The sequence below is a fragment of the Sphingobium sp. SCG-1 genome (assembly GCF_002953135.1).
GTDB lineage: Bacteria > Pseudomonadota > Alphaproteobacteria > Sphingomonadales > Sphingomonadaceae > Sphingobium.
In genome coordinates this window covers 958,136-975,978 of record NZ_CP026372.1, presented here as the reverse complement: position 1 = coordinate 975,978, position 17,843 = coordinate 958,136, and the positions used below count along the sequence as shown (strand labels likewise).

The following is a 17,843-nucleotide window of genomic DNA, read 5'->3' as shown; positions in this document are numbered from 1 at the left end:
AGGAACATATAGTGAACATATGGCCGATTCTTTACCCTCCCTATCCGCGCTCAAACGCAGGATTGCCGCCATTGAGCAGCATCGTCCGGCAATGGCGGAGGTCCATGTCAGCAGCGGCCATGACGGGATCGACGTAGCCACAGGAGGCGGAATCGCAAGAGGTTGCCTGCATGAACTATTCGCGTCGGAGCCTGACGATGCGGGAAGCATTACGGGTTTCGCGACTATGCTGGCTGTGCGGTTGGGCGGCGGCATAATCTGGCTGCGGCAGGAAGGGGTACAGAAGGCGAGCGGCAGGCTGCACGCCGCGGGACTAATGGAAATTGGCCTCGATCCCGCACGGATGATATTGGCGGTTTTGCCCGATCCTCTTTCCGTTCTGCGCGCGGCGGCAGATGTCGTGCGCTGCCCGGATGTGGGCGTGGCGGTGGTCGAACTATGGCAGCGCCCGCCTGCGCTCGACCTGACTGCCAGCCGCCGCCTCGCCCTCGCCGCCGAAGCATCGGGCGTTACGATATTGCTGCTGCGGGTCGATGCTGAGCCGACGCCGAGTGCCGCCCAGACTCGATGGGCTGTGCGGGCAGCGGCATCCGCGCCGCTGGAGGCCAACGCTCCGGGCCACCCAACCCTGGAAATCGAATTGTTGCGCCAGCGTGGTCGCCCTGCGGGCGGACGCTGGCATGTGGAGTGGGATCGTGAACGAGCAGTCTTCCTTGCGGCAGACAGGCCGGCAGAACGCCATGCAAACACAACCATCCGGGCGGCGTCATCTGGCGCTGTGGTTCCCCTTCCTTTCGGCGGACAGGATGATGCGCCTGCTGTCCTCCCGATCCGACGCACCGGCTGACGGTCCTTTCGCGCTCATCGAGAAGATACGCGGCGCGATGCGCATTGCCGCGCTCGATCCACAGGCCGTTGCGCTGGGGCTCTCGCCGGGGCTGGCCTTGGCCGATGCCCGCGCACGCGTACCCGAACTGACGGTGTTTGATGCCGATCCCGGCGCGGATCTGCGCTGGCTGGAGCGGATCGCGGATCATTGCGACCGTTACACGCCGATGGTGGCGCTTGATTCGCCCGATGGCATAACCCTCGACATCACCGGCTGCGCGCATCTGTTCGGTGGCGAGACGGCGCTGGTCGATGATCTGGAACAGCGGATGCGCCGCTGGATGAGTGGGACGACCGGGCATCTGCGCCACGCCTTCGCTGATACGCCGGAAGGCGCACAAGCGCTCGCCCGGTTCCAGAACGTACCCGCAGCCAGCGAGGATGCAGCCCTGCGCCGCCTTCCAATTGCGGCCCTGCGGCTGGAACCGGAGACCGAGACCGCGCTACGCCGCGCGGGACTGCGCACCATAGGCGACCTCGCCACGCGGCCCTCCGCACCCATCGCGGCGCGTTTCGGGGAAGAGGCAACGGATATGCTGGTCCGCGTGCTGGGACAGAGGGACAGTCGCATCGTGCCCCGCCGCGCCCTCCCCGCCTTGTTCTTCGAACGCCGTTTCGCCGAACCCATTGCCCGCACCGAAGACATACTCACCGTCATCGGCGACCTTGGCGAAGACGCGGCGCAGGTGATGGAGGAGCGGCGCAAGGGCGGCCGTCGCTTCATCGTGCGCCTGTTCCGGAGCGATGGGCAGATGCGCGATCTCGGCGTGGAGAGCGGCCTTCCGCTGCGTGATCCGGCGCTCCTTATTAAGCTCTTCTCCGAACGGATCGAGGCATTGGCCGATCCCATTGATCCGGGCTTCGGCTTCGATATGATCCGCCTTTCCGTGCCCGCTCTCGAGCCGATGATGCCGACGCAGTTGCAGCTTGAAGGCGGCGCGGTCACGCAGGAGGCCATGGCCGCGCTGGTCGACAGGCTCTCGACGCGATTGGGCCGCGACCGCATCCATCGCTTCGCGCCGCGCGATACGCACATACCCGAGCAAGGCGTGTTGACGCTGCCTGCCGTCGAGGCCCCTGTTCCCGCACAATGGGAAAAGCCCGAAGCCGGGGAACCGCCCCTGCGCCCCGTCCACTTGTTCGATCCGCCGCAGAAAATCGAAGTCATGGCCGAAGTCCCCGACGGCCCGCCGCATCGCTTTCGCTGGCGGCGCACATTGCATGATGTCACTCGCTTCGAAGGACCGGAGCGGATCGCGGCGGAATGGTGGAAGCGCCCGGAGGGGACCGGCACCACCCGCGACTATTATCGCGTGGAGGACGCGCGCGGTCGTCGCTTCTGGATATTCCGCCACGGCCTTTACACCGAAAAGTCCCACCCCAACTGGTACGTCCACGGGCTGTTCGCATGACGAACCAGGAGCCTGCCTTTGCCGAACTGGTGGCTGCCACGAACTACTCCTTCCTGCGCGGCGCATCGCATCCGCACCAGATGGTAGGCGCGGCGATCGACCTGGAGATGGCCGGGATCGGGATAGTTGACCGCAACACCGTCGCAGGAGTCGTCCGCGCCTATGTCGCGCTGAGGGACGCCCAAGAGGACGCCGCTAAGGAAGGCCTACCTGCAATCGATTTCGATCTCGTCGTCGGTGCGCGGCTGGTTTTTAGCGACGGCACGCCGGACATCATTGCCTATCCCGCGACGCGCTATGGCTGGGGCCGTCTCACGCGTCTGCTGACAGTGGGCAATATGCGAGCGAAGAAAAGCGACTGCATCATCAATTTCGATGATCTGCTGGTGCATCTCGAAGACTTGCTGCTGATCGTCATGGCGCAGGAGGAACACGGCGCAATGCTCTTGCAACTCAGGCGCGCGGCACCGGGTCGCGTCTGGCTCGGCGCCACGATGCCTCGACAGGGCAATGACCGCCGTCGCCTAACCCGCCTGATGCGGCTTGGCAAAGCCAGTGGGGTGCCTCTGATCGCAACCAATGACGCGCTCTATGCGACCCCCGAACATCGTCCCTTGCACGATGCCGTGACCTGCGTACGGGAAGGCACGACAATCACGCAGGCGGGGCGCAAACTTGCCGCCAATGCCGAACGTCACCTGAAGGCCCCTAGCGAAATGCTGCGTTTGTTCCGTGATTGCCCACAGGCAGTGGCGGAAACGAAGGTGCTGCTCGATCGGATTAGCTTCAGGCTGTATCACCTGAAATACCAATATCCGCATGAGCCGGTCCCAGAAGGGTGGCACCCGCACCAGTGGCTCCGGCATGTCGTCACCAAAGCCGCCAGAAAGCGGTACGGACCTGAATTATCCGTCAAAGTACGAAAGCTTTTACGGCAAGAGTTCAACCTCATCCGTAACAAGGGATATGCTTATTACTTCTTGACGGTTTATGATCTGGTCAGGTTTGCACGCGCACAGGAGCCACCCATCCTTTGCCAAGGACGCGGATCGGCAGCCAATTCCATCGTCTGTTTCCTGCTGGAAGTCACTTCAGTCGATCCGGTCAGACATGACCTGCTGTTTTCCCGTTTCGTCTCTGACGAACGGCATGAGCCACCGGATATCGACGTCGATTTCGAACATGAGCGGCGCGAGGAAGTCATACAACATATCTATGACCGCTATGGCCGCCATCGCGCCGCAATCGCTGCGACCGTCATCCATTATCGACCACGCAGTGCCGTTCGCGAAGTCGGCAAGGTGCTCGGCTTCTCCGAAGATATAACCGCGCGCCTCGGCAGTACGGTGTGGGGCAGTTTTTCCAGTGACATGGAAGACAAGCGTTACACCGAAGCGGGCTTCGATATAGCCGATCCCGCTATTGCCCGGCTGAAGGATCTCGTTGGTCAAATCCTCAAATTCCCCCGCCATCTTTCGCAGCATGTCGGTGGCTTCGTGCTGACGCAGGATAGGCTCGATGAAACCGTTCCGATCCACAACGGTGCGATGGAAGGCCGCACGTTTATCGAGTGGGACAAGGATGACATTGACGCATTGGGATTGATGAAAGTCGATGTGCTGGCGCTGGGAATGCTCACCTGCATTCGCAAGTCGTTCGACCTGATGCGCGATCATGGTTTGGGCAACCATAGCCTGACGATCGAACTCGAGTCCGATGATCCCAAAGTCTATGATATGTTGTGCGAAGGGGACAGCATCGGCGTGTTCCAAGTGGAAAGCCGGGCGCAGATCAACATGCTGCCGCGCCTGAAACCACGTAGACTATACGACCTCACCATCCAGGTTGCGATCGTCCGCCCCGGTCCGATCGAAGGCGGAATGGTCCATCCGTATCTACAGCGGCGCCAGCATCCGGAAAAAGTCGAGTATCCCTCGCCCGCGCCGCCGCATGATCCCAACGAACTCAGAACTTTGCTCCAGGAAACCTGTGGTGTTCCGCTGTTTCAGGAACAGGCCATGAAACTCGCTATTGTCGCGGCAAATTTCACTGGCGCAGAAGCAAACCAGCTACGGCGCGCAATGGCGACGTTTCGCAATAGGGGTGGCATCGATAAATTCGGCACGAAGATGATCGAGGGCATGGTGGGGCGCGGCTATGAACGCGACTTCGCTGTACGTTGCTTCAAGCAGATCGAGGGGTTCGGCAGCTATGGCTTTCCGGAAAGTCACGCGCTCTCCTTTGCCCGGCTTGTCTATGTGTCGTCCTGGATCAAATGCCATCACCCGGCAGTCTTCGCCTGCGCGCTGCTCAATTCGCAGCCGATGGGCTTTTACGCACCCGCACAGATCGTGCGCGACGCGCGCGAGCATGATGTCGAAGTGCGCGCGATAGACATTAATCATAGCAATTGGGACAACAGCCTTGAACAGCGGGATGACGGTAGCCTCGCCTTACGCTTGGGCTTTCGGCAACTGGATGGGATGCGCAAAGCAAGCTGGGCGCAAGCGATCATGGATGCGCGCGATGCGGGCACCTTCGACAGCATAGAGTCCCTCGCCCGCCGCGCCAATCTTCCGCAGCGCGCCCTGCGCCTGCTCGCCGATGCCGATGCGTTTCGGTCGATCGGCCTCGACCGTCGGCAGGCGCTCTGGGAAGTGCGGCGGCTACCCAATGGGGAACTGCCACTCTTTGCCGCCGCGAAGGCGCGCGAACTGAATTATGAACCTGACGCCAGATTGCCTGTAATGTCGTCTGCCCAGCACGTCGCAATCGATTACCAGACATCAAGGCTTTCGTTGAAAGATCATCCGATGACATTCCTGCGCCCCATTTTAGAGGCAGAAGGCATCAAGAGCTGCGCCGACACTGCGAACTCGAAAGCTGGCACCAAGGTGCGGACCGCCGGCATCGTTCTGGTGCGTCAGCGGCCCGGCAAAGGCAATGCCATCTTCGTCACGCTGGAAGACGAAACCGGCATCACCAATGTCATTATGTGGGCGCGCCTGTTCGAACATTTTCGTCGCGAAGTCATGGCCGCGCGGCTGATGCTGGTGGAGGGTGAAGTGCAGCGCAGCCCCGAAGGCGTCACTCATGTGATGGCCGCCAACATCATCGACCGGACGGCTTTGCTGGATCGGCTGGACGACGACACCATGATGCCCATGACCCTGTCACGCGCGGATGAGGTCAAGCATCCCCAGCCGATCCGCAATCATGGCCATCCGCGCAACGTGCGCATCCTGCCGAAATCGCGCGACTTCCATTAGAAACCGAAGCTCAAACTAGCACCCGCTCCGGCTTCCCGATCTCCTCGATCGACGTGTTCGCGTCGATTTCCATAACCGGCTTCAATATGCCGTCGCGAAGGTCATATACCCATCCGTGTAGCGCCAATGGCTGTCCGGCGGCGAAGGCATCCTGCACCGTCTTGGTGCGTACCAGCCGCACAAGCTGATCGCGCACGTTCACTTCCACGAAGCGGTTGACCTGCGCATCGCGGTCGCCAGCTTTTTCAATCTCCTGCGCGTGGTCTTGCTTGACCTGCCGCGCATTGTCGAGCCACTGGTCCACCGGCCCGTCAACTTGTCCGTCATAGGCGGCTGCAATCCCGCCGCAGCCATAATGGCCGCAGATGATGATGTGTTTCACCTTCAGCACCGCGACCGCATATTGCAGCACGGACATCAGGTTGAGATCATCTTCATTCACCAGATTGGCGATGTTGCGGTGAATGAACATGCCGCCCGGCGGAGTCATCGTCATCTGCTCAGGGTTCACGCGGCTGTCCGAACAGCCTATCCACAGGAACTCAGGCTGTTGCCCTGCCACCTGACGGCTGAAGAAGTTCGGGTTCTCCTCCTTCAGTTCCATCGACCAGGCTTTGTTGGCAAGCAGCAGTTGCTTGTAGCTTTTCATGCGAAACTCACTCCGGCTGACTGGGCATTGATGCGCGGCGACACCTTCTCGGCGATATCGGCGCGTAGCCGTACGCTGATGTTGCGGTAGTCGGCGCCCTTGATGAACGCGTTGATGATGTCGACATTGTCGAGATCGACATAGTTCGTCGAAGACAAGTCGATCAACAGCGCGCAATCGTCAGGCACGCGAGCAAACGCCTTTTGCAGTTCATATTTGTGGATGAAGTACAGGTTGCGCCTGGCGCGGATGATGCAGTCGGTTCCCGTCTCGTCGCAGGCGAAGGTGATCGCCGGGCGAAAGTTGCGTGCGATCACGAATATGAAGCCGACGGTAAGACCGATCATGATACCGATCAGCAGATCGGTGAAGAGGATCGCACCGACTGTGACGACGAAGGGAATGAACTGCGTCCAGCCCTGCTTGAACCGCTCCATGAACAGCTTGGGTTTGGCGAGCTTGTAGCCCGTCGCAATCAGAACCGCGGCGAGCGACGACAGCGGGATGAGGTTCAGGACCGTCGGGATCAGCAACACGCTCAGCAACAGCCAGAGGCCATGCATGATCGTCGACATCTTGCTTTCGGCCTTCGCCTCGACGTTCGCCGATGAGCGAACGATAACCGATGTCACCGGAATACCACCGATCATGCCCGACACGATGTTGCCGCCGCCCTGCGCCAGCAGCTCCCAGTTCTTGTCGGTGGTGCGGCGGCGAGGGTCAATTTCATCGACAGCTTTGACGCTCAGCAGCGATTCGAGGCTGGCAACGATCGCCAACGTCACGGCTACGGTCCAGACAGTCGGGTTCGAGATCGCTGTGAAATCCGGAAAGCGGAAGAACGACAGGAAAGCGGAAAAGTCCTGCGCGACCGGCACCTGCACCATATGCGTCGGTTGGATCCGGAGGCTGGGGATAACACCGCCAAGCAGCATGTTGCCGAAGATGCCGATCAGGACGACGATCAACGGCCCAGGCAGGAACCGCAGCGGGCCGGTCTTCGGGCGCGCGCCGTCCCACCAGAAAAGAAAGGCGAGACTGATGATCGCGATCAACATCGCGCCCCAGAGGAAGCTGTTATTGAGCGAATACCATATGGCGGAAAAGGTATTATACCCATCGCTCTGAAGGAAATCGAATGTTCCTTCGTAGCTGCCGTCATAACCAAGCGCATGCGGCAACTGCTTCAGGATCAGAATGATGCCGATCGCGGCCAGCATTCCGGTGATGACCGAGGACGGCACAAATTCGCTTAGCAATCCAGCCCGAGTGAAAGCGAACGCGAGTTGCATTACACCCGCAATGACCACTGCGAGAAGGAATGCCTCGAAAGTGGGTAGCCTCTCGATCGCGGAAAAGACGATGACTGTTAGACCGGCGGCAGGACCACTGACCGACAGAGGCGATTTCGACAAGCTGCCGACAACGATGCCGCCCACTATTCCGGCGATGAGGCCTGAAAACAACGGGGCGCCTGATGCCAGCGCGACGCCGAGGCACAGCGGCAATGCGACAAGGGACACGACGATCGAAGCCGGCAGGTCCGACCGCAATGTCGCAAAGAGAGACTTAGGTTGAGACACGGCAACTCCAGAAGTAAAGATTTGGCGCAGTTCGCTGCGCTGCAACATCAAAAATAGGCGAGGAGTTGGGCCAGGAAGCTAACGCGATGTAACAAATTGTTGCCACTGCGTTCTGGCGCAGCAGTCCGTCGCGATTTTTCGCTCTTCCACCGTTGAAAGTATCAGAAGGCCCTTATCCCGCGAATTCCCGTGCCACCTGATGGATTGCGCCTTTTCCTATTGCGCCACCCGGCCTAACAGGGCCTATTATGTGGCAACTTTACCAATTCCCGCTCTGCCCTTTTTCCCGCAAGGTTCGCCTACTGCTGGGCGAGAAGGGTATCGGCTATGATCTCGTCCGTGAGTCGCCCTGGATGATGCGAGATGAGTTTCTGGACTTGAACCCCGCTGGCACTACGCCGGTGATGGTCGATCTCGATAAAGGCATCACGCTGATCGACAGTCAGGCGATCTGCGAATATTTTGAGGAAACGGTAGACAAGTTCCCGCTGATTTCCGGAACAGCGGCTGGACGAGCTGAAGTGCGCAGGCTCGTCACCTGGTTTGATCAAAATTTCTACGGCGATGTCGTCGCGCCGCTGCTGCATGAGCGTATGAAGAAGCGGATCGTCCATCGTATGTCTCCGGACGGCGGCGTGCTGCGCGAAGCAATGAAGCGTGCCAACACGCACATGGACTATATGGACTATCTGCTCGACCATCGAAGCTGGATGGGGGGTGGCACGATGAGCCTGGCCGACGTTACGGCGGCGGCCCATCTTTCGGTAGCGGATTACCTAGGGGGAATCGACTGGACCGGGCATGAACCGGTAAAGCGCTGGTATGCGGGCTTCAAGTCGCGTCCGTCCTTCCGGCCGCTATTATCGGAACGGATGGAAATCGTGGTGCCGCCCGGCCATTATGAGAAGCCGGATTTTTAACGATCGGCTTAACGATCAGGCGGTGGCCGAAGCAGACGGAGCGTCCGCTGCGTTAGCCGCTTCGCTCTCGTCCGGCGTAAAGCTGCCGAACCTGTCCGCAACGAACACCACCAACGCAATACCCGCGACGCCCAGAACAGCGACAGGCGTCAGGCATACGCCTACACCATAGCGGACGGCGTCTTTAGCTTTTTGCAGCAGGGATACGTTCGTCATAGGGGCTACTCCTTAGTACCCACCTAACCCCTTAACGTAAGTAAGGAGCGCGACTCAAGCGTTGTTATCGGATCGCCAGCCGTTCGCCTGCATTACCGAGGCAAGCGCCGGAAGCGCGGACGTACGTTCGGCGATGCGAGTAAGCCTGGGCGTATTCTCTCGAAACCATGCTATTCGTGGGCGCCAATTAACCATCGCGGCGACGTAGATATCGACCGCCGACACAGAGTCGCCAAGCAAAAACGGCTCGCGCGCCTGATCCTCCAGCCAAAGATGAAGCGATTGCCTGTACTGATCGGTGGCGGTTACGAGTTCAGAGGGGCTGGAAGGCGCCCACCGTTCGGGATAGTCGCCATAGGTGAACGTCGGATAGACATTCGCGACCAGCCAGACGAGCAACCGGTAGAACAGCGCACGGTCTGGCGTGTTGCGTGGCGGCGCGAGCGCAGGGTACGAGTCCGCCAGGAGCAGCGCGATGGCGGCAGTTTCGGTCATCACCGTTCCGTCATCCAGCACCAGCGCTGGCACCTGACAAAGCGGGTTGACTGCATCCAGACGATCCCGCGCCGCTCCCGGTTGATCGAAGCCCTCAACGTCGATGAAGTCGTACGGCACATCCGCAAGGCACAGCATGGCTTCGGCTATGCCGGAACCCCAGCCACGCACGCCGTAAAGTTGCATCATCAGGGCCTCCTCCTGTTAACGGGCGAAGATCATCGAGTCGTCCGCAAAGCTCTTGAACTCTAGTGCATTGCCACTGGGGTCACGGAAGAACATCGTCGCCTGCTCGCCCACTTGTCCGGCGAAGCGCACATACGGTTCAATGCCGAAAGTAACACCGGCACTGCGAAGGCGTTCCGCCAACGCGTCCCAGTCGCCGCGCTCCAAGACGACACCGAAGTGTGGCACCGGAACGTCATGTCCATCCACGGGATTGTGATGCGCGCTCCCCACGCCGCGCGGCGCAAGATGCGCCACGATCTGATGCCCAAAGAGATTGAAGTCGATCCACTCCTCAGAACTGCGCCCTTCCGCGCAATCCAACACAGTGCCGTAGAATTCTCGCGCCTCTTCGAGTGAATGGACGGGAAAAGCGAGATGGAAGGGCCGGATCGATGTGGCCATGATCGTTGCTCCGCGATTGAAACTGTCATCAAAGCGCGCAATAGCAGTAAGCGTGCCGCATCGTCATCCCCTGCTCGCCCGTCCCAAGATCCTCGCATTTGCCGCCGGTCTGATTTCCGCCACAGGCTTCGCCCCCCTGTCCCTTTGGCCGGTGACTATACTGTGCTTTGCGCTGCTGATCCTGCTGGTGCAGATCGCGCCAGATCGGCGTGCCGCATTTCTGCGCGGGTGGCTCTTTGGGGTAGGACATTTCACTGTCGGGCTTAACTGGATCGCGCACGCGTTCACCTTTCAGGATTCGATGCCACATTGGTTCGGCTATGGCGCGGTGGTCCTGTTATCGCTGTATCTGGCGGTGTATCCTGGTCTGGCCACCCTGACCGCGTGGATTGCGGTACGAAGCCTGCCGGACAGGCGGGGGATGAAGGACCGCTCTTCTTCAGCGCTGGTGCTGTTGCTGGCGGCAAGCTGGATCGGCACCGAATATCTCCGGGCCACCATGTTCACTGGGTTCGCCTGGAACCCTCTGGGCGTGATTTGGGTGCCAACGGCGCTGGCGCACAGCGCTGCTGTTCTGGGCACATATGGACTGTCGGGCCTCGCGATAGTTGCAGCGGGGGCCGTACAGCTTGGTTTCAGCCGCAGAGTTCGCCCGGCGTTGGCTATGGCGGTGCCGCTGGTCATCATCGCGATATTAGGGGTGATCTGGAGCTTCTATGCAGCGCCATCCAGGCAAACCTCGGCACCAGCCATCCGGATCGTGCAGCCTAATATAGGGCAGGATGTCAAATATAGCGCCGCTTTCGAAATGGCGAACTTTGAAAAGCTTGCCACCTTGTCGGGACGCCCGACGTCTCGCGGTCGCCTGATCTTCTGGCCGGAAGCAGCGATCCCGGCCTATTTAGACATGGAGCCGGAATGGCGCGACCGCCTTGCTTCACTGCTCGGTCCGCACGACCTGCTGCTGACCGGGGGCGAAAAGGTCTATTTCAAGGAAGTGCAGAAAGACGGCTATGTCAGCCGCGTCCTCGCCGGAGCGCGCAACAGCCTTTGGGTGCTCGACCCGCAAGCGCGCCTGCTGGGCCGTTACGACAAGTCGCATCTCGTCCCCTACGGGGAATATCTTCCAATGCGGCAATTACTGGAGCCGATCGGGCTATCCCGCCTTGTGCCCGGAGATGCTGATTTCTGGCCGGGACCGGGCGCGCGAAGCCTGCCTCTGCCCCCCGGAACGGGCCGCCCGTCGCTGAAGATGGGCGTGCAGATCTGCTATGAGATCATCTTCTCAGGCCACGTAGTAGACCAAGCTAACCGACCGGATTTCATCTTCAATCCCTCGAACGATGCATGGTTCGGTAGCTGGGGACCGCCGCAGCATCTGGCGCAGGCGAGATTGCGCGCTATCGAAGAGGCACTGCCGATCCTGCGCTCGACGCCTACCGGCATTTCGGCGTTAATCGATGCGCAGGGACGGATCGTGGACAGCCTGCCGCTTGGTGAAGCGGGGTATATCGATGCACTGCTTCCCTCCCCCGGTGGAACCACATTGTTCTCGCGCGTCGGCAATTGGGCCGCGCTGCTGCTGGCGCTCGCTCTCGTCGCCTTGGCAGTTGCCACGCGCCGCGCCAGTCACTAAAGGCCCTATATAAAGTTTTGTTTATATCCTTGTGACGGGAGCATCATGCGTAATCACTTCCTCTTTACGTCCGAAAGCGTCAGCGAAGGCCATCCCGACAAGGTTGCCGATCAGATCAGCGACTCGATCGTAGACCTATTCCTGTCGAAAGACCCAGAAGCGCGCATCGCCTGCGAGACGCTGACGACCACGCAGCTTGTTGTGCTCGCTGGTGAAATCCGCTGCAAGGGCGTGTATGAGAATGGCGAATGGGCGCCCGGCGCACTGGATGAAATTGAGAAGACCGTCCGCAACACCGTAAAGGCCATCGGATACGAACAGGCCGGATTCCACTGGGAGAGCTTTGCCTTCCACAACAATCTCCACGGCCAGTCCGCGCACATCGCGCAGGGCGTGGATGCCTCCGGCAACAAGGACGAAGGCGCAGGCGATCAGGGCATCATGTTCGGCTACGCGACCGACGAGACGCCCGACCTGATGCCCGCGACGCTCTATTATTCGCACAAGATCCTGGAACGCCTTGCCGCCGACCGTCACAACAAGGTCGTCGATTTCCTGGAGCCGGACGCCAAGAGCCAAGTGACGCTCGCTTATGAAAACGAAGTGCCGGTGCGCGCCACCGCCGTCGTCGTTTCAACGCAGCACGCGACCGGCATGGACAATGACGCGGGCCGCGCCAAGCTGCGCGATTATGTGAAGGGCGTTATTGCGGAAATCCTTCCGGAAGGCTGGCTACCCGAAGACGAGAACATCTATGTCAACCCAACGGGCTGCTTCGAAATCGGCGGCCCCGATGGCGATGCGGGCCTCACCGGCCGCAAGATCATCGTGGACACCTATGGCGGCGCATCGCCCCATGGCGGCGGCGCATTCAGCGGCAAAGACCCGACGAAGGTGGATCGCTCGGCCGCTTATATCAGCCGCTACATGGCGAAAAACATTGTTGCGGCCGGCCTCGCCCGCCGCTGCACGATCCAGTTGAGCTACGCTATCGGCGTGGCCGAGCCGCTGTCGCTCTATGTCGATACGCATGGCACTGGCACGGTCGAGGAAGCGAAGATCGAGGCGGTGCTACCGACCCTGTTGACGCTGACGCCGCGCGGCATTCGCACGCATCTGGGCCTCAACAAGCCGATCTACCTCAAGACCGCCGCCTATGGTCACTTCGGCCGCACGGCTGAAGGCGACTTCTTCCCATGGGAGAAGACCGACCTAGTGGATAAGCTCAAGGCGGCACTCGTCTAATGGCGTTTTCATAAGCTTTTTGACATTACAGAGAGTTCATTAGGCGGCGGCATCAGTTGCGCGTAGAAGATTGTTGTCGGGCTTCGATTTCCCCCTGTTATCGAGCCCGGCACCTTTCTTTTGAAATTTAAGTTCGTTCCGCGTTCAATTGCACACAACCGCAGTTTCCGACGATCAGGTGATGACACCCGATTTAAAAATGCTCTAAGCGCGCCGGATGAAGGATCCCACTACTCTCAACCGCCTGTATGGTCGCAGGTCTGGCCACAAATTGCGCGCCGGACAGGCGGAGCTTGTCGAGCAACTGCTCCCGGCGATCAGTGTGCCGGAAGGCGGCGAGGTTACGGCGGAAGCGCTGTTCGGTTACGACCGCCCCCTCCACTTCGAAATCGGCTTCGGATCCGGCGAGCATCTCGCCTACCGTGCAGACATGTTGCCCGACCATGGCTTCATTGGATGCGAGCCGTTTCTCAACGGCGTGGTCGGTGCCCTGACACACATCCGGGACGGCAGGCTTGCCAATGTGCGGCTGCATATGGGCAACGCACTCGAAGTCTTAGCGCGGATACCGGACGGGAGTCTCAGCTTCGTTTATTTGCTACACCCCGATCCATGGCCCAAGCTGCGACACGCCAAACGGCGCATGATGAACAAGGGACCGGTGGACATGATCGCCGCCAAGCTAAAACCGGGCGGCGAATTCCGCTTCGGAACCGATCATCCGGTATATCTGCGCTGGGCGTTGATGGTGATGAACGGTCGCCCGGATTTTGAATGGCTGGCAAAAGAGCCCAACGATTTCCTAACGCGACCAGGCGGCTGGCCAGAAACGCGATATGAGGCCAAGGCGCGGACGAAAGGCCATGAAGTCTGGTACTTCCGATACCGGCGGATTTAGGTCAACGGCTTAGTGTCGCAATTTCTTTGTTTACAGCGGTTTATACCGAAACGCGCCGCCGCCTACCGCCGCCCATTTCCGTTCGGTGACTGCTGGATGATTACTTTTTGGTACATGAGGTTCGTCATGGCCACTGGAAAAATCACCAAGCGAACCCTCGACGCGCTTCAGGCAGGCGCCGTACCGGCTTCCTCTGGGATGACGAACTGAAGGGTTCGGGCTGAAGATCAGTGCGGGCGGCTCAGCGTCCTGCGTCGTCCAGTATCGCATGGGCGGCCGGAGGCGAAGACACGTCGCTACACGATCGGCGACATGGCTCGCCCTGGACGCCCTTCACCGCTCGCGAGGAAGCGACAAGGCTCCTTCGCCTCGTCGATTAGGGCATCGCCCGGTCGAATCTGATAAGCAGCGACGCCGCGAGGCTGTCGATCTGGCGTTTTCAAACTACGCCGATCGGTTTGCAGCAAGCTGCAAGGGAAAAGGATGATCGACGCTCCTAACTCGATCGCTGCACCTTCACGTCAAGCCGGTGCTGAGGGGCAAGGCCCTTCCCACCATCACTCGTGTCGATGTCGTTACCGTCTTCGATCGTATGCCGCGTGAGCAGGCAGCCAATCGCCGCAACGTCTTCGCCGTGTTGAGGTGCCTGTTCCGATGGCCGGTGACCTTCGGCGAACACTGGCGACCGGCTTTCAACGGCTCGGCGTCCGCTTCGAAGTAACTGAAGCGGTCCTCATCACGTTTGCGGTTCTCGCTCTGGCGTGGCGGGCATCTATCAACGTCACGATTGGAAACCTGAAAAGCGCAACGACTTGGCTATGTGGAATATCACCTCTCCAGCGCTGTCGCAGCGGCCCAGAAATTGTGCTTCAGCTTGCAGCGCTGCCCCAGCAACTGGTTCTCGTCGCTCGGCGGGAAGGCGACGTTCGAATCTTTCCCGGCGCGGCGCCCCGCGCCGGATAAACATAACGAATATGTGTCGCCGTTTGCCCTACTATAAAACCGCACCCCCATGCATTGCTCCGCCTGTTCCGCCGCTGGCCGCCCTCCGCACTGCTCCATGGCCTTTTGGATGACCGCAAACGCGCGCGCTCCCGCCAGTTGGGCAACATTGAAACGGAGGAAGGAAGCCGCGGCTAGTGAGGCGCTGAAGACATTCTCCCCAGCGTGCGCCGGATCGATGCGTATTTTCCGTTGTCTCATGGTGTGCCACGTGTCGATGCTCGGCGGATCATCAGCGGCATCTTTTTTGTGATCAGAACGCCTGCGATGGCGCGATGCGCCTACTGACTATGGTCCTCCCAAACGATCTGCAACCGTTTCATCCGATCGTGCCGGCTTGGTGTGTTCAACAGGATATTCGCGACCCTTTCGGCAAAGGGCGGCCAGCCTGACAGGTGATGATTGATACGACGCATCTCAAAGCGCACCGGACGGCAGCTAGCCTGCTTAAAAAGGGGCTGTTCCCCGACGTATCTGACGCACCAAAGGCGGCCTGAGCTCCCAGCTTCATGCCGTCTGGGACGGCATGGGCAGACCGCTGGTCATGTTGCTGCGCGAAGGACAGATGAGCGACTACTATAAAGGCGCTGCCCTGATGCTGGAGGCCTTCCCCAGGGCAAAGGCACTGCTCGGTGACCGGGGCTATGACGCCGACTGGTTCCGCAAGGCCCTCGCGGACTGCGGAACCACCGCCTGCATCCCGTCAAAGAGAAACCGGAAGGTCCCCATCCCGCACGATGCAGTCCTCTATCGCCAGCGCCGCAGGATCGAGAACATGTTCGGCAAACTTAAGGATTGGCGGCGTATCCATACTCGATATGACCGCTGTGCTCACACCTTCATGTCCGCAATCTGTATCGCTGCAACCGTTACCTTCTGGCTCAATCAATGTATCCTGACGCTAGTATTGCGTTGTCATCGCCATCAGATCGAACGCGACCGCGACGTATAGCGTGGCGGCTGTCGCCATCAGCAGAACGACGCCCCACGTCTTGCTTGTCCAACGCCTGCGATCCGTCCAAGCCACTTTCACGTTCCACGCGGCAAGCAGTACTGTGCCAAAGAATATAACAATGCCCGCACCCTGAAGCGTGAACACCAACCAATCGAAACGGCCGGCCAGCGTGTCGAGCGACTGAAACATTGCAGCAATAACCGCACTCCAAGATGCAAATAGAAGCACGTTTAGGCCGGCAAGCAGATTCAAGGCTCGGTATGTTCTCAGTCCCTCGGCCGTAAATGGGACGGGCGCCGAGAAATGCCGCCGTACAGCCCACGCCAGCGGCCATCGAAAGAAACTAATCAGAAGGATAAATAAGGCCGTTCCAAGCACGGGAAATATCCAGGCCGACGATTTAGCAGGCGGCACGCGATCATAAACTTGTACAGGTGATAAGAAATCGTAACTCCATCTGGTCGCCCGACCATTGCTGACCTGCGCTGCGAGGCGATCATGGCCATCGCGGTCGCGCCACACATAGGGTGCTATCTCCACCCAACGGCGTGGCCGCTCATTTGGACCAGTCAGGCCGGGAATGGAGAGTGTGCCGTCCGGCAGCGAAGCCACCCGGACCTGCGCGGCCAGGTAAGCAAGGGAAAGAAAGCTGGAATGCGGACGTCGGCTCGGCCACCAAATACCGGCTAGGGCCGAAGCGTGGGCCAGACGAGGATCAACTACAGTCGCGGTCTTGTTCGATGGAAAGTATCGGTCGGCGAAGTCTTGAAACAGCGATGTCCGCAAACCGTTCGCCGCGCCTTTTCTTCCCGGGCTGCTCATCGCGATGAACAGCCCGACACGCTCCCTTAAGAAGAGGTGGAGCGCAGAGTGAAATGCTTGGGTATCGCCCAGATGCCCGATCACCCGGTGATCATTGATGTTGGTTTCAAAAAAACCAAGCTCCATCTTGTTCAGTGGCGGGATGAGCGCGGCCCGTTCGACCAGAGGCCGCGCGCTGTCATGCATTCGCTGCGCCGTTACCGGATTCAAAATTGTCTTGCCGTCAAACTGTCCGTCCTGAAGATGCGCGATCATGAAACGGGCCATGTCCATCGCCGAAGTGGTAGCTCCTCCCGCCGGCTCCGGGCCGAGAAATTCGGGACTTGGCGAGGGTCGTCCGGGAGCAGCATATCCGGTTGCCAGTCTTGCTCGAAAAGCCGCTGGCAACGGCTGACTGAACGTTGAATTTGTCATGCCCAACGGCGCGAAGATGTGCCGCTCGATATAGGTGTCGAAGTTCTCGCCGGAACGACGTTGCACGATATAGCCTGCAAGTGCGACGGCATAGTTGGAATAAGCGGGCGTCGATCCGGGAGCATCTACGCGCCGCGGCAACCTTTTTTTAACATAGTCGGACAGCGAAAGGTGAAACCGCGGATCGTAGAAAACGATGCCCTTCAGGACATCGTCGAATCCCGTAGTATGTGTCATTATCTTACGAAGCGTAAGTGGACGACCTTTGAAATCCGGAATTTGGAAGTCAATATAGGCATTGACGTCCTGATCGAGGTCCAACTTGCCTTGCTCAACCAGCTGCATGACAGCTGTCCAGGTGAACAGCTTCGATATCGAACCAACTCTGAACAGCGTTTTCTCAGGGTTGACCGCAAGGTCGGCTTCGGGATCGGCGTAGCCAAAACCCCTGGCGCTAAGTATGTGCCCATCCTTAACGATGACAACAACTGCACCCGGCACATCAGCCGCCCGCAGGGCGTAGGGCATGTACCCGTCTAGCCAAGAGACCAAATCCGTACGCTCCAGTAATCTTGATACGGATGGTGCGTCTATCGATCGACCGGGCGAAGAAGGCGCGCTGGCGTTTACAAGGGCGGCGGGCATCGAAGGCGCGGAATCCGTTGCCGAGGGGCGCGCGGCGGACAGGCTCATCAAAGCCGCTGCTAAACAGGAAGCCAGCTTGAATGTCTTTTTTTTCACTGCGATTACACCAGTCTTACTTTGCTGAACTAGCTCAGATCATGCTAAATGCACCGTCTAAACGGGAG

16 protein-coding genes and 1 pseudogene are annotated in these 17,843 nt (G+C 59.6%); 10 read left to right on the top strand and 7 right to left on the bottom strand.

Annotation, left to right across the window (positions count from 1 at the left end; all coding sequences use genetic code 11):
• Window positions 1–19: 19 nt before the first annotated feature.
• From C1T17_RS04415 to C1T17_RS04405, 3 genes are read left to right on the top strand one after another with little or no spacing between them, the layout of a single operon-like run.
• Window positions 20–847 carry an ImuA family protein gene (locus tag C1T17_RS04415; protein ID WP_104952397.1) on the top strand — a complete coding sequence of 276 codons (828 nt, stop codon included), beginning with the start codon at window positions 20–22 and terminating at the stop codon, window positions 845–847.
• Window positions 741–2,300: a Y-family DNA polymerase gene (locus tag C1T17_RS04410; protein ID WP_104952396.1), complete on the top strand. Its 1,560-nt coding sequence runs from the start codon at window positions 741–743 to the stop codon at window positions 2,298–2,300. Before C1T17_RS04415 ends, C1T17_RS04410 begins: the two co-directional genes overlap by 107 nt.
• Window positions 2,297–5,569 carry an error-prone DNA polymerase gene (locus tag C1T17_RS04405; RefSeq protein WP_104952395.1) on the top strand — a complete coding sequence of 1,091 codons (3,273 nt, stop codon included), beginning with the start codon at window positions 2,297–2,299 and terminating at the stop codon, window positions 5,567–5,569. Before C1T17_RS04410 ends, C1T17_RS04405 begins: the two co-directional genes overlap by 4 nt.
• Window positions 5,570–5,579: 10 nt before the next feature.
• On the opposite strand, the gene C1T17_RS04400 is transcribed toward C1T17_RS04405, so the two are convergent.
• Both C1T17_RS04400 and C1T17_RS04395 read right to left on the bottom strand, forming a co-directional pair.
• A complete protein-coding gene (locus C1T17_RS04400) occupies window positions 5,580–6,218 on the bottom strand; it encodes a carbonic anhydrase (protein WP_104952394.1) in 639 nt (212 codons plus the stop codon).
• Window positions 6,215–7,801 (bottom strand): SulP family inorganic anion transporter, encoded by a 1,587-nt coding sequence (locus C1T17_RS04395; RefSeq protein ID WP_104954993.1) that lies wholly within the window; start codon window positions 7,799–7,801, stop codon window positions 6,215–6,217. The genes C1T17_RS04400 and C1T17_RS04395 overlap by 4 nt, the downstream gene beginning before the upstream one ends.
• Window positions 7,802–8,049: 248 nt before the next feature.
• On the opposite strand from C1T17_RS04395, the gene C1T17_RS04390 reads away from it, so the two are divergent.
• A complete protein-coding gene (locus C1T17_RS04390; RefSeq protein WP_104952393.1) occupies window positions 8,050–8,721 on the top strand; it encodes a glutathione S-transferase family protein in 672 nt (223 codons plus the stop codon).
• 15 nt (window positions 8,722–8,736) lie between these two features.
• Here C1T17_RS04390 and C1T17_RS04385 read toward each other — a convergent pair whose 3' ends face one another.
• From C1T17_RS04385 to C1T17_RS04375, 3 genes are read right to left on the bottom strand one after another with little or no spacing between them, the layout of a single operon-like run.
• On the bottom strand, window positions 8,737–8,937 hold the full coding sequence (locus C1T17_RS04385; RefSeq protein ID WP_104952392.1) for a hypothetical protein: 201 nt from the start codon (window positions 8,935–8,937) through the stop codon (window positions 8,737–8,739).
• Window positions 8,938–8,991: 54 nt separating this feature from the next.
• A complete protein-coding gene (locus C1T17_RS04380) occupies window positions 8,992–9,621 on the bottom strand; it encodes a glutathione S-transferase family protein (RefSeq protein WP_104952391.1) in 630 nt (209 codons plus the stop codon).
• A gap of 15 nt (window positions 9,622–9,636) precedes the next feature.
• Entirely contained in the window at window positions 9,637–10,062 is a 426-nt protein-coding gene (locus tag C1T17_RS04375; protein WP_104952390.1) for a VOC family protein, read from the bottom strand.
• Window positions 10,063–10,114: 52 nt separating this feature from the next.
• On the opposite strand from C1T17_RS04375, the gene lnt reads away from it, so the two are divergent.
• The 3 genes from lnt to trmB all read left to right on the top strand — a co-directional run bounded on the left by lnt (window position 10,115) and on the right by trmB (window position 13,841).
• Window positions 10,115–11,698: an apolipoprotein N-acyltransferase gene (gene lnt / locus C1T17_RS04370; RefSeq protein ID WP_223262796.1), complete on the top strand. Its 1,584-nt coding sequence runs from the start codon at window positions 10,115–10,117 to the stop codon at window positions 11,696–11,698.
• Between the two features lie 45 nt (window positions 11,699–11,743).
• Entirely contained in the window at window positions 11,744–12,943 is a 1,200-nt protein-coding gene (metK, locus tag C1T17_RS04365) for a methionine adenosyltransferase (protein ID WP_104952388.1), read from the top strand.
• A gap of 217 nt (window positions 12,944–13,160) precedes the next feature.
• Window positions 13,161–13,841 (top strand): tRNA (guanine(46)-N(7))-methyltransferase TrmB, encoded by a 681-nt coding sequence (gene trmB / locus C1T17_RS04360; protein WP_104952387.1) that lies wholly within the window; start codon window positions 13,161–13,163, stop codon window positions 13,839–13,841.
• Between the two features lie 496 nt (window positions 13,842–14,337).
• On the opposite strand, the gene C1T17_RS21550 is transcribed toward trmB, so the two are convergent.
• A complete protein-coding gene (locus C1T17_RS21550) occupies window positions 14,338–14,520 on the bottom strand; it encodes a hypothetical protein (RefSeq protein WP_223262795.1) in 183 nt (60 codons plus the stop codon).
• On the opposite strand from C1T17_RS21550, the gene C1T17_RS21545 reads away from it, so the two are divergent.
• Both C1T17_RS21545 and C1T17_RS04350 read left to right on the top strand, forming a co-directional pair.
• Window positions 14,496–14,804 carry a hypothetical protein gene (locus C1T17_RS21545; RefSeq protein WP_223262964.1) on the top strand — a complete coding sequence of 103 codons (309 nt, stop codon included), beginning with the start codon at window positions 14,496–14,498 and terminating at the stop codon, window positions 14,802–14,804. The genes C1T17_RS21550 and C1T17_RS21545 overlap by 25 nt on opposite strands.
• A gap of 192 nt (window positions 14,805–14,996) precedes the next feature.
• Window positions 14,997–15,726: pseudogene (locus C1T17_RS04350) on the top strand (IS5 family transposase); the annotation flags it as partial.
• An 18-nt stretch (window positions 15,727–15,744) separates the two neighbouring features.
• Here the strand turns inward: C1T17_RS04350 and C1T17_RS04345 are convergent.
• Entirely contained in the window at window positions 15,745–17,562 is a 1,818-nt protein-coding gene (locus C1T17_RS04345) for a serine hydrolase domain-containing protein (protein WP_223262794.1), read from the bottom strand.
• Here C1T17_RS04345 and C1T17_RS21175 point away from each other — a divergent pair.
• Window positions 17,561–17,803, top strand: a complete 243-nt coding sequence (locus C1T17_RS21175; RefSeq protein ID WP_189338616.1) for a hypothetical protein — start codon at window positions 17,561–17,563, stop codon at window positions 17,801–17,803. The genes C1T17_RS04345 and C1T17_RS21175 overlap by 2 nt on opposite strands.
• Window positions 17,804–17,843 lie beyond the last annotated feature (40 nt).